A 12,216-nucleotide genomic window follows, 5' to 3' on the forward strand; every position below is an offset into this window, starting at 1 on the left:
TTATTTTAATGGTTGACCGGTAAAATAGCAAAAGCCCAAAAGGATTAATTTAACCTTTTGGGCTTGTCTAAAAGCAACAATACTGTAACTAATTAAAGCTCATGCAGTTTTACTTGATAGCCTAACTTTTCCAGTTCAGGTTTCACCGTGACTGCATCGCCAACAATAACGATAACCATATCGTCGAAATTAAGCTGTTGCTTAGCAACCGAGTTTAACTCTTGAAGGGTTATTTGCTCTATCAACTGATTTTGGCTTAATAAATAGTCATGGGGTAGATTATGCATCTGAATTTGACGAATGAAACCAGACTTTTTACTTGGCGTTTCAAATTTTAGTGCGCTTGATTGGCCAATCGAAGCTTTCAAAAAGTTTAATTCTTCAACGGTCATTCCATTTAACGCAAAGCCACGGATTTCATTCTCAAACTCTTTTAAAGACGCGGCGGTGACATCACTACGGACATTGGCAGTGGCAACGAATACTCCTGTAAGCTTGCCCCCATTAAAGCCTGAACCAGCACCATAGGTATAACCTTTGTCTTCCCTGAGATTAAGATTAATTCTACTATTAAAAGCACCGCCTAAAGGATAATTCATCAGATAAGCTTTAAAATACTCTCCGGTCGCATCGTAAGGCATTGCTTGACGACCGATACGGATCACTGACTGGGCACTTGCAGGCTTATCAACCAAATAAATAACACCTGCCTGAGAAGCTTGAATGTGAGTATTAGGCGCTGTGAAACCGTTGTCACCACTGAGTACTTCGAATGCCTTTAATTTAGCCATCAAATCTGCACTTGATAATGAACTCACCGCTACCAACTGTGCTTTGGCAACTTGATATTGAACGTTATAAAAATTTTTAACATCCGCCAAAGATAATTGACTGACGCTTTCGGCGCTACCGCTACTGGGCTGGCCAAGGGCGCTTTGGGGATAAATAAGCCCATCAAAAGCAGTGCGAGCCATCCAATCTGGAGTTTGACTTTGCTGGGCTAGGCTTTGTACTAACTGTCCTTTTACTTTCGCGAAATCCGCTTCATTAAAGGCGGGTTGTATCAGCCTTTCTATTGCGATAGCAATGGTTTCATCCAAATACTCAGTAAGGGCACTGATAGTGAGTGTCGAACCCGCTCTAGAACCGCTAAAACTGACACTTGCTCCCAATAACTCTAAAGCCGTCGCTAATTCTTCAGTGCTGCGTAATTGCGAAGACTCTTGCAACATCGCGGCAGTTAAATTAGCCAAACCCGCTTTAGATTTATCGACTAACAGATTGCCACCATCAAAGTGAATGGTGATATCCGTTGTTGGGGTCTCACTGGATTGTGTGCTTAGCACTTGTAATGTGTTTGCTAGCTTGGCCTGATGTAAAACGGGCAGCTCAAAAGTTGGATTTGCAGCTGCTGGGGGTACTTTACTGCGGTCAAAGCTATCCGCTTTATGCTGACGCTCAGTGCCATCACTTTTTGAAAGCTCAACCACCGGTGCTGCTGTCGGTGTAAAGTTGTCAGCTTTGGCAATTAGCGCCTGCTGCCCTTGGGGCACTACGCTCATGATCACCATAGGTTTATCTTTAACATATTGATTAAAGACCGCCATGACCTGCTCTTTGGTGACATTAGCATAGCGATCGAGATCACTTTGGATCAGATCTGGGTTACCAAATAATGTCTCATTTAATGCTAGCGTGGAAACTTTGCCTGCTACGGATTGCAGACTGAAAATTGTATTCGCTTTATATCCAACTTTTACTTTAGTCAAGTCGTCATCATTGACGCCACGATTTTCAAACTCTTTAATGCTATCACGGATAATATCTTCAATAGTGGCCAAGCCTTTTGCTTTGGCAGGATTGGCTAAAGCATAAATACTAAACGTACAACTAAGCTCAGAACAAGGCTGTTGCGCCCCTACCTGTACCGCATAGCCATTTTTGACTAAATTTTTATAAAGAATAGAAGTATCGCCGCCACCTAAGATTTGCGCCAGAAGATCTAAGGGGGCTTCATCTTGATGTCGAACTTTAACCGTTGGCATTGACATATAAAGTAACGGTAAATGTACTTTATCTTCCATTGAAATATACCTATCAGCATCTAAGGTAACCAAAGGCACTTCAAGATCTTTGACTTCTGGTCCTCTACTAATAGGGGCAAAGTATTTATCAATTAATGCTAAAGCTTGAGCTTCATCAAAATCACCACCTAAGGTAAGGGTTGCATTGTTAGGGCCATACCAACGATTAAAGAATGCTCGCACATCATCGACTGTTGCAGCATTTAGGTCGTCCATCCAACCAATTATAGGCCATGAATAGGGGTGACCTACGGGATATAGAGCTTGCGCAACACGCTCCCCTACGCGCCCATAAGGAACATTATCAATACGTTGACCACGCTCGTTCTTAACCGTCTCACGTTGGTTTTCAAACTTTTTCTCAGTAATCGCAGGTAGTAAATAGCCCATGCGATCAGCCTCCAACCACAGCACTTTCTCGAGCTGATTTTTGGGAACCGTTTGGTAATAATTAGTACGGTCAGTATTGGTGGTACCGTTCATACTGCCACCAGATTCAGTGACGATTTTAAAATGTTGCTCATCAGCGACATTTTTCGACCCTTGAAACATCATATGCTCAAATAAGTGTGCAAAACCGCTGCGGCCAATTTCTTCTCTGGCGGAGCCCACATGATAGGTCACATCTAGATGGACTAATGGATCTGAATGATCAGGAGCAAGTATAACGGTCAAGCCATTATCCAATCGATATTTCTTATAGGGGATAGCAAGACGTTCAGGAGTTTGTTCGACTTGCTCTACCAAGGTAACAGATTGAGGAAGAGTAGAATGAGTATTCGGTTGGCAGGCAATTAACAAGCTTACCAAACTTAAACTTATGAGGTTTTTTTTCATGTTTTATCCTATCCATTGGAATATGACTAATAACAAACTGTAGCGGCACAATTTACCTATAAACATGGCTACCATACTCTTTTGTATAGGTAGCTTCAAGTAACCTGCCAATAGGCACAATATATCACCAATTAAGGGTAACCAAGATAAGAGCAGTGACCAAGCACCGTAACGGCTAAGCAGCCGCTCAGATTTTTTATAGCTTTTCGATTGTAAAACTTTAGCCTGCCACTGATGACGCCCAAGGTAACCAAGCAGGTAGCTACTGGCGCCCCCTAGAGTGTTTCCAACCGATGCCATCAGCAATAATCCCCAAGTCAATTGAGGGTGAGTCTTAAGCAAACCAACAAATACCGCTTCAGATCCCCCAGGCAATAAAGTGGCGGCCAAAAAAGCCGCCATAAACATACTCAGCAGAACAGCCATTAATTACACTTAAGTAAAGTTTTACCTTTTACTTTACCAGACTCAAGATCAGCATGAGCTTGATTAGCTTGGGTTAATGGGTAAATCTGGTTAATAATCACCTGTAATCCGTGTTCAAAACTGGTAAATAAATGCGCTAATAATTGCGGATCGCTCTCCACCAGCATTCCACTTGATGCGATCCCCTTTGCAAAACAATTATCATTGATAACATCCGCAGTGACTGTCGGCACGGTAACTAATTTTTCAGCCCTTAATCCCAGCTCGAGTAACGTCAGGGTGGCCACCCCACCAACTAAATCAAAAACTAAATCAATATTTTTTTCTGCAGCAATTAAATGACCATCCTCATAGCTTATGGCTTTAGTGGCACCAAGTGCTTTGACGGTTTCAATATCCTTAGGGCCACAACTGGCTATCACCTCACAACCTGCAAAGGCTGCAAATTGCACGGCTAAGTGGCCAACGCCACCTGCTGCGCCAACAATTAACACTTTCTGCCCTGGGCCAAGCGCCCCAAATTTAAATAAGCCCTGATACGCTGTTAACCCCGCTAAAGGAAATGCGGCGGCTTGCTCAAGATCGATAGCGACGTCCAGTGTCACTAATGCCTCAGTACTGCCCTGCCAAATTTGGCTATAGGCTCCAGCTTGGGTTGGAAAACCAATCATACCAGCGACTCTGTCTCCTACTTTGATAGAGTCAACGGCAGTACCAACCTCAATGACTGTACCGGCAATATCATAGCCCGGCACCCAAGGTAAATTATCTTTATTAGCTTGGGCAGCCCAGCCCAAACCTGCCCTTGTTTTCAGATCGATAGGGTTAATCGAAGCAAACGCTACCTCTACCCGGACTTCATTAGCGGGTAAATCGGTAATTGGGTTTTGTTGTATCGTTAATACCGATGCTGCACCAAATTCAGATATTGCTACAGATTTAAAAACAGACATTGTTATCCACACCTCAAAAATTTACATATCACCAGTAGAATTAACAAAACCACTGAAAACAAAATATCTTATTAGTAATTTATTTTTACTTTAGACCCTAAATCTAGATACACTAGGTTTATTCTGCTCACATGATGCCATAAAAAATGAAAATAATTCAGTCTTTAGCGGCGATTGCTTTTTGGAAGCAAGTTGTCGCTGCATTTATTATAGGTACTGGCCTAGGTATTATCGCACCTCAATTCGCTGTTGAATTAAAGCCCCTTGGTGACCTATTTATTAGTGCCATTAAGATGTTAGTTGCCCCATTGGTCTTTTGTGCCATTGTGGTTGCCACCACCTCATTGAACGAAGGTAATAACCTCGCTCGTTTAGGCTTTAAAACCATCTTGATGTTTGCTTTTACTGCTACAATTGCGTCATTAATCGGTCTCGCTATTGGTTCCAGCATTGATCTGGGTGCCAGCATGACCTTGCAAAGTACAGAGGTAAACGAAAAAATAGTCCCAGGCTTTGCCCAAGTACTGCTCGATATGGTGCCAATAAACCCCTTTGCCTCATTAGCCGAAGGCAAAGTACTGCAAATCATTGTATTTGCGCTTTTGATTGGTGTTGCCATTAATTTAACCGGTGAAAAAGCTCAACCGTTAAAATCCGTCATAACTTCTGCGTCAGAGGTGATGTTTACCTTAACCCGTATGGTGCTTAAATTAACTCCTGTTGGTGTGTTAGGGCTTATGGCTTGGGTTGTCGGCACATATGGCCTGGAAACTTTATTACCACTGGCTAAATTTATTGGGGCCATTTATTTAGCATGTATTATTCACATTGCGTTTGTATATGGTGGCTTAGTGGCCTTTGTAGCCAAACTCAACCCATTTACTTTTTTCAAAAAAATTGTGCCAGCACAATTAGTTGCATTCACTACAGCGTCTAGTTACGGCAGCCTACCGGCTTCGACCAAAGTCGCCAACGAAACCCTAGGGGTTGACAAGAAATACAGTTCTTTTGTGTTACCCATGGGCGCAACAATGAACATGGATGGTTGTGGCGGAATCTACCCTGCTATTTCAGCCATTTTTATTGCTAAGTTGTATGGCATTGAATTAGAAATGGTTGATTACCTGCTGATCACCTTTACTGCGACTATTGCCTCTATCGGTACCGCTGGGGTTCCCGGCTCTGCCATGGTGATGCTAACGGTAACGTTAAATGCCGTTGGTCTGCCATTAGAAGGTATCGCCTTCATTGCGGCGATTGACCGGATTATTGATATGATGCGAACCGCCACCAATGTCACTGGCGATTTAGCAACTGCGGTTGTAGTCGGCAAGTCAGAAGGATTGGTAGACACCAATGTGTACGATAGCGCCGAAGAGGCAGAAGCGATAAAAAGCTAATCACATTTAACTAAGGTCCAACTATTGGACCTTAGTTTTATTTCTAGGTTAATTCATCTATAGTAGTAATTGATTGTTAACTATAAGGAAATACATGTGGCTCGATTTCTACTGATCCCCCTCATACTGAGTATATTTTGGGCGTTATACTTAAAATCTAACAACCACTCCTTAGAAAAGGGTAAAAAAGGCTTTTATTACATATTTAGCATTAGCGGCATCATCATTGGCTTTTTGACTCTAATGATTTGGCTAACCGACTAGATAGAGATATCTAGTCCATTCGTCCATTCGTCCATTCGTCCATTCGTCCATTCGTCCATTCGTCCATTCGTCCATTCGTCCATTCGTCCAGCATGACATGCTAAACCACCAAAAACGTGACCTTAAGTCCAGTTTCCCCCTGAAGCGCTAGAAAGTATCAGTTTTCTCTTATAAAATTCGCCCCGAAAAATTACATGTTGTCACCACGGAATGTGAATGACCCCAAGGAACTGGACCGACAGTCTTCATGGCCATAGCGGCCAGCAACATGTATGGAAAAGCTGATGTTTTTACAATTTAAAAAACAGTCTAACTTTTTGTCATTTACGACTGAACAAAACATTTATACCCAACAATTTATGCCCCCAAACAGCGCGCTTAGCTGCTACCAACTGTAGGATTACATTATGTTAATGTCTTTAGTAGGATTGGCAGTGCTGGTAAGCATTGCTGTATTATTCTCAGAAAATCGCTCAGCAATTAACTGGCCACTTGTAATCAAAGCTTTTGCGTTACAAGCAGGTTTAGCAGCATTTGTATTATACGTACCTGTGGGTCAACAAGTGCTTGCTGGCATGAGTAACGCTGTATCTGGCGTCCTTGGCTATGCCAACAATGGTATTAACTTTTTATTTGGCCCACTGACCGGTCCAGATGCCGGTTTTGTGTTTGCCCTTAAAGTACTGCCAATCATTATTGCTTTTAGCGCTATTGTAAGTGGCCTTTACTACTTAGGTGTGATGCAGTTTGTGATTAAAGTGCTTGGTGGTGCCTTGCAAAAAGTACTAGGTACCTCTAAGCCTGAATCCTTTGTAGCGACAGGTAACATCTTTTTAGGTCAATCTGAATCACCACTGCTTATCCGCCCGTTCATTAACAACCTAAGCCGTTCAGAGCTATTTGTTATGATGGCTTGTGGTATGGCATCTGTAGCAGGCTCGGTACTCGGTGGCTATGCTGGCCTAGGTGTTGAAATGAAATACCTAATCGCTGCTAGCTTTATGGCGGCACCTGGTGCGCTAATGATCGCTAAAATCGTAGTACCCGAGAGTGATGAAGTTAAAAATCTTGAAAACATCGAGATGGAACGTTCAGATCACCAAAACATTTTTGATGCATTAGCGGCGGGTGCTCTGAGCGGCATGAAAATGGCAGCTGCTGTAGGTTCTATGCTACTGGCATTCATCACGGTTATGGCGATGGTGAACGAAGGTCTACAGGGTCTAACCTCAATCTTTGGCGGTGAAGGCATTAGCTTACAAGAACTACTAGGTTACGTTTTTGCACCAATTGCTTGGTTAATTGGTGTCGAATGGAACGAAGCAATGCTTGCAGGTTCTTTCATCGGTCAAAAGATTGTAATGAACGAATTTGTGGCTTTCATTGACTTTGTAAACTACCAAGCCACCCTAAGCGAACAAACCAAAGTTATCGTTATTTTCGCCCTATGCGGTTTTGCTAACATTGGTTCGATTGCGATTTTATTAGGTGCGGTTAGTATTCTTGCCCCTGAGCGTAGAAGCGAAGTGGCTCAATTAGGTCTTAAAGCCGTGTTATCAGGCACCATTGCTAACCTAATGAGTGCGTGTCTAGCGGGTATTTTCTTTACCCTATCGTAAATATTTAATCGTTATAGATAAGCCCAAAGTTATTGATAACTTTGGGCTTTTTTAGATCAGCTTCACAAACTCTAACAATAACCGAGTTTCCCCCTTGTTAATGGTTCGGCTCAGGTTAAAATTAATACATCAATTCAAACATATAAAGGCAAAAAAATGAGCCCTGTAGAAATTTTTGGTTTATCTGCTTCTGTAGTAGTAGCCATTTCATTGACCATGAGTTCTATCGTAAAGTTACGTTGGTTAAACCTAGTTGGTGCAACTATGTTTACCGTTTACGGCTTCCAAATTGATGCCCTGCCTGTATGGTCGCTAAACGGTTTTATTGTTTTAGCCAATATTTATTACTTAAGACAAATTTACACCTCGACTAATCAATTTGATTTAGTCAATATTGATGTTGAAAGTGAAACACTACAGCATTGGTTAGGCAGCTATAAAGGGGACATCCAAAACTACTTTCCTACATACCAGAAGCAACTGAGTGATAACACTCAGGCGATGCTAATTATGCGTAACAACCAAGTGTGTGGCTTTGTGCTAGCTAATACTGAGGCTGACAATGCTGAAATTGTGGCTGAATACGCTTTTAAAGAATACCGCGACTTTAAAACAGGTGAGTTCCTATACCAACAGCAAGGCTTGAAAACTAAGCTGAATGTGAAGACCCTAAGCTGCCACAATGATATTCCAGATTTTAGTAGTTACCTGGTTAAGATGGGCTTTAACCAGCAAGGGAATGTTCATACGCTTTAAGGCTATTTAGAATACTGATCAACGAATACAGAATACGGAAAATCAGTAATCGGTAATCGGTAATCGGTAATCGGTAATCGGTAATCGGTAATCGGTAATCGGTAATCGGTAATCGGTAATCGGTAATCAATCTTCAAACACAAAAAACCGAGCTCAATAATTATGGGCTCGGTTTTTTATTGTCTTCAGCTCGCTAATTAAAGATTAGCGGCGGCAGTCCTTGTTATATTGTGTCAGTGAATGAACCATCATCTAATCCCAACTCCCCACCTAAGTAGCTGGCACCTGCGGCTGACGCAATATTCGCCCAACTGAATTTATAGTCCTTATTACCTACAAGCTTGTTCGACGCTGCGGAGGCAAATGAGCCTGAGATGGAGACACAATAACTATGAAAACAGGGCCAGTAGGTGGCCCTGTTTTTAAGGTTTAACTTTTATGGTTTATAAAATGCGCATCAACAATGGCTATTCTTGTTAATTATGTCGTTCATGACCTTTAGTCAGAAAAGTCAAATGCATCTTCAATTTTGACTTTCTCAACCTCTACAACATAGTAGCCATCATCCATGACCCTTTTACCATTCTCATCAACTTTATCGGTATAGAGTTGAAGTTCCCCTGGAAACAAACCAACATTCCCGGTTGATGAGAATATTTTTCGTTTATTGATTTCCTTTACATGCAGTACATAGCCATCGTCTTTAACACTAAACAAACGCCAATATTGCCCTTGACCTTCATCATAATGTCCAATTAATAAAATCTCATTGGTACCGTCTTTGTTTAAATCTACAATTTTAATTTCAGCCGGACGATCATCGTCATAAGCAGATCCTAAATCACGTATTGCTACTATTTCATCTTTTCCTTTACCCGACCTTACCGCCAATGATATCCCTGAAGATCTTGGCTCGACCCAGTCAATATTATCTGTACTCATATAAACTAATGATACTGCCATATCTTGGTCACCTTGCTTAAAGTGCAGCCATTTAGATGATTGTTCGATAATAGGGGTACTCATGCCATATACTTCAATCTGATTGTTCTCAAGCTGTTTCCGTAGCTTCATATCTGGATTAAGCTGGAGGCGTTTAGGATTTTTATAAGAAGTAGTCGTTTTTAATACATCAGCATAAGTTACCTTGCTGACAACCACTGCCAGTATAAATATCAATATTTTTCTAATCGGCATTACTGCTTCCCTTTTGCTAAATTATAATAATCGATAAAACCTTCGGCACAATTAACTATAGCCCCCATTATTAATCAATAACTTACAACACAAAATCTTGAGCTTCAATCAAGCTTCATTCATGTTGGCCATACTCTATGGTGCTTGGAAGTAAGGTTGAGCTTTATTGGCTTGGTTTGGTTACTTTAAGCATCTATTCATCAAAAAATACGCAACACTGTGACACCGCGGGTGCAGTGCAAAATTTGAATAGATAAGTGGTGTGTTTACTCGAGGAATTGGCAAATTTGTTTGAAATGCTTTCGTCGCCTTTCCAAGTGCTCACAGTATTTATCATACTCTTGCAAGGTACCCACGGGGCCATGGAATACCTTACCAAAATCATTGACGATTTTTGCCCAATTCTCTGCTGGGATATTAAGCCGTTCAAGTATGCCTTTACTGTCTTTACTTATAGCACCACGCTTGTCATCGCGAGCAATTAATTATGGCTGTCTATATGTGTGCTGGAAATTAACGTACTACGGGGTCTAGGCATAACAACCTCCTACAACTCGCTATTAAACAAGTTTAGTAGGAGGCTGAAAAAGCAGCTATTAATTATAGCTGTCTATTGTTTCTATTGGGTGGCACCGTTAATCCACTCCGTTAATTCCATATTAATTGAATTAGGGAATAATTTGATTAACACAAAGTTTAGCCCCGTTATCTAATGCACACTTCTTCATAAAGCTTTCAACCTTTAAAATATCTTGCTCTTTCAAGTTTTGCTCTACTCCTTTACGTATCGTATCGTAAACCAACTTGTTATATTCATTCTCTTTCAGTAGCTTTGATAGCCAAACCAATTGATAGGATTTTGCGATATTTTTTTCAACACCATCACCATAAAAATACATGACTGCAATAACTTCATAGATATTAAAATCATACTGTGTACTTTTCACTATGCCCAAGTTTGCAGCTTTAAGATAATACTCTATCGCTTTTTGAGAGTTTTTTAACCCATAATCATCACTGTGGTAGATACTTCCTAAAACAAGAAACGCTCTACCATCTCCGCGCTCACCCGCCATGTTCAATAGTGAGTCGATCTCTTCAATAGCCAGTTTGTTGTTTGGTAAAACATTTGAAGTAAGTTCAGCAGCCAACAAGTAAATACTTTTTAAATTCCCAAGTTGTACGCCTTTTCTCAAGAAGTTCATAGCCCTTTTTCGGCTTGACTTTCCGACTAAGCCTTTCAAATTCATATGTGCGAGAAGATTGAATCTATCAGAGTACTCTTCTCCTCTCATTCCCACCAAAAGCTCTTCTGACTTGCTATATTCTCCCGCATAATAGTGGAGTAATGCTTGAGAGTATTTCCCTATATCTAAACCTCGCTCAATTGCGAGACCAACCAGATAATCAAGCTGATTCTGATCTCCTATAGGAACCTTATAGATGAAGGGGATCTCTAACAGTTTAACAAGCGACTTATTATCCCCCTTATTGATAGCCAGCTCAGATAGCATACCAACGGAACATAAGAACTTATCGGTACCACGCTCTGTACTTTCAACGATTTCATCAGCCAGCTCAGACTCGTTGCTTTTATGTAGATTAGGAAATTTCGATTTACATCCGTCTAAGCTATCAACCTCTCCTGCATTAGCTTGTATAAGTAATAAAGAGCAAACAGCAAATAGTGTAGAACGACTAATATTAAACATTATTTTTTATCTTCTTCTGAGTTATAGATTTTTTGATTAGCTAACTTATTCACCTCAGTCACTATTGGGGTGAAATCATCATACTCCAAACCTGTCAAAATTGGGTTAAGTACGGTTGAAGGGGCCATTTTTACCTTACGTTCCAACGTCCCTGTAACAGAGCTCCCCAAGGAGGGCGCCACCTCCCCTGCAAACTGACTATTCACATATGCTTTCGTGAAGTCCTTTGCAGCATCCCTACCAAATTCAGTCACTTGCTTTAAGACTGGGAGGTTGCTCGTTGGCAGTTTATTACCAACCTTATCAAGCAACACATTTGTAGCAGTTTTTGTTAAATCCAGCTCATTACCACTTTCTATCGTACCGTAAACATCCTTACTAATACTATAAGTTATACTTCCAGAGATAACTGTTTCAACAGCTTTTAGCCTTTCAATATGATTAACTATAGCCACCCATTATTAATCAATAACTTACAACACAAAATCTTGAACTTCAATCAAGCTTCATTCATGTTGGCCATACTCTGTGGTGCTTGGAAGTAAGGTTGAGCTTTGTTGGCTTGGTTTGGTTACTTTAAGCATCTATTCATCAAAAATCACGCAACACTGTGACACCGCGGGTGCAGTGCAAAATTTGAATAGATAAGTGGTGTGTTTACTCGAAGAATTGGCAACTTTGTTTGAAATGCTTTCGTCGCCTTTCTAAGTGCTCACAGTATTTATCATACTCTTGCAAGGTACCCACGGGGCCATGGAATACCTTACCAAAATCATTGACGATTTTTGCCCAATTCTCTGCTGGGATATTGAGCCGTTCAAGTATGCCTTTACTGTTTTTACTTATAGCACCACGCTTGTCATCACGAGCAATTAATTATGGCTGTCTATATGTGTGCTGGAAATTAACGTACTACGGGGTCTAGGCATGACTACCTCCAACAACTCGCTATAAAACAAGTTTAGTAG

General features: G+C 41.0%; 10 protein-coding genes and 2 pseudogenes. 3 read left to right on the forward strand and 9 right to left on the reverse strand.

Features of this window, described 5'->3' with window-relative positions:
• Positions 1–92: 92 nt before the first annotated feature.
• The 3 genes from GFB48_RS12200 to GFB48_RS12210 are packed head-to-tail and all read right to left on the reverse strand — an operon-like array spanning position 93 to position 4,300.
• Complete coding sequence (locus GFB48_RS12200; RefSeq protein ID WP_163935993.1) at positions 93–2,921, reverse strand: pitrilysin family protein; 2,829 nt, start codon at positions 2,919–2,921, stop codon at positions 93–95.
• Between the two features lie 3 nt (positions 2,922–2,924).
• A complete protein-coding gene (locus GFB48_RS12205) occupies positions 2,925–3,347 on the reverse strand; it encodes a YqaA family protein (protein ID WP_163935996.1) in 423 nt (140 codons plus the stop codon).
• Entirely contained in the window at positions 3,347–4,300 is a 954-nt protein-coding gene (locus GFB48_RS12210; protein WP_163935998.1) for an NADP-dependent oxidoreductase, read from the reverse strand. Before GFB48_RS12210 ends, GFB48_RS12205 begins: the two co-directional genes overlap by 1 nt.
• A gap of 146 nt (positions 4,301–4,446) precedes the next feature.
• Between GFB48_RS12210 and GFB48_RS12215 the strand changes: the two genes are divergently transcribed.
• The 3 genes from GFB48_RS12215 (at position 4,447) to GFB48_RS12225 (ending at position 8,339) form a co-directional block, all read left to right on the forward strand.
• Complete coding sequence (locus tag GFB48_RS12215; RefSeq protein ID WP_163936001.1) at positions 4,447–5,700, forward strand: dicarboxylate/amino acid:cation symporter; 1,254 nt, start codon at positions 4,447–4,449, stop codon at positions 5,698–5,700.
• A gap of 671 nt (positions 5,701–6,371) precedes the next feature.
• Positions 6,372–7,583, forward strand: a complete 1,212-nt coding sequence (locus tag GFB48_RS12220) for a NupC/NupG family nucleoside CNT transporter (protein WP_163936004.1) — start codon at positions 6,372–6,374, stop codon at positions 7,581–7,583.
• A 156-nt stretch (positions 7,584–7,739) separates the two neighbouring features.
• On the forward strand, positions 7,740–8,339 hold the full coding sequence (locus GFB48_RS12225) for a hypothetical protein (RefSeq protein ID WP_163936007.1): 600 nt from the start codon (positions 7,740–7,742) through the stop codon (positions 8,337–8,339).
• 2 nt (positions 8,340–8,341) lie between these two features.
• Here GFB48_RS12225 and GFB48_RS17760 read toward each other — a convergent pair whose 3' ends face one another.
• The 6 genes and pseudogenes from GFB48_RS17760 to GFB48_RS17705 all read right to left on the reverse strand — a co-directional run.
• On the reverse strand, positions 8,342–8,476 hold the full coding sequence (locus GFB48_RS17760) for a hypothetical protein (RefSeq protein ID WP_256377993.1): 135 nt from the start codon (positions 8,474–8,476) through the stop codon (positions 8,342–8,344).
• Positions 8,477–8,837: 361 nt separating this feature from the next.
• Positions 8,838–9,536 carry a hypothetical protein gene (locus GFB48_RS12230; RefSeq protein ID WP_163936009.1) on the reverse strand — a complete coding sequence of 233 codons (699 nt, stop codon included), beginning with the start codon at positions 9,534–9,536 and terminating at the stop codon, positions 8,838–8,840.
• Positions 9,537–9,802: 266 nt separating this feature from the next.
• Positions 9,803–10,018, reverse strand: a pseudogene (locus tag GFB48_RS17700) (transposase); the annotation flags it as partial.
• Between the two features lie 186 nt (positions 10,019–10,204).
• The gene (locus GFB48_RS12235) at positions 10,205–11,248 is read right to left on the reverse strand and encodes a tetratricopeptide repeat protein (RefSeq protein ID WP_163936012.1); all 1,044 of its coding nucleotides are present in this window, start codon (positions 11,246–11,248) and stop codon (positions 10,205–10,207) included.
• Positions 11,248–11,703: a hypothetical protein gene (locus GFB48_RS12240; RefSeq protein ID WP_163936016.1), complete on the reverse strand. Its 456-nt coding sequence runs from the start codon at positions 11,701–11,703 to the stop codon at positions 11,248–11,250. Before GFB48_RS12240 ends, GFB48_RS12235 begins: the two co-directional genes overlap by 1 nt.
• A gap of 202 nt (positions 11,704–11,905) precedes the next feature.
• Positions 11,906–12,121: pseudogene (locus GFB48_RS17705) on the reverse strand (transposase); the annotation flags it as partial.
• Between the last annotated feature and the right edge of the window lie 95 nt (positions 12,122–12,216).

It is taken from the genome of Paraferrimonas sp. SM1919 (assembly GCF_010993985.1).
Taxonomy (GTDB): Bacteria; Pseudomonadota; Gammaproteobacteria; order Enterobacterales; family Shewanellaceae; genus SM1919.

Coding starts and splice junctions, on each gene's coding strand:
- GFB48_RS12205 (WP_163935996.1), bottom strand. CDS start 3,347: ATGGCTGTTCTGCTGAGTATGTTTATGGCGGCTTTTTTGGCCGCCACT.
- GFB48_RS12220 (WP_163936004.1), top strand. CDS start 6,372: ATGTTAATGTCTTTAGTAGGATTGGCAGTGCTGGTAAGCATTGCTGTA.
- GFB48_RS12225 (WP_163936007.1), top strand. CDS start 7,740: ATGAGCCCTGTAGAAATTTTTGGTTTATCTGCTTCTGTAGTAGTAGCC.
- GFB48_RS12230 (WP_163936009.1), bottom strand. CDS start 9,536: ATGCCGATTAGAAAAATATTGATATTTATACTGGCAGTGGTTGTCAGC.
- GFB48_RS12235 (WP_163936012.1), bottom strand. CDS start 11,248: ATGTTTAATATTAGTCGTTCTACACTATTTGCTGTTTGCTCTTTATTA.
- GFB48_RS12210 (WP_163935998.1), bottom strand. CDS start 4,300: ATGTCTGTTTTTAAATCTGTAGCAATATCTGAATTTGGTGCAGCATCG.
- GFB48_RS12200 (WP_163935993.1), bottom strand. CDS start 2,921: ATGAAAAAAAACCTCATAAGTTTAAGTTTGGTAAGCTTGTTAATTGCC.
- GFB48_RS12215 (WP_163936001.1), top strand. CDS start 4,447: ATGAAAATAATTCAGTCTTTAGCGGCGATTGCTTTTTGGAAGCAAGTT.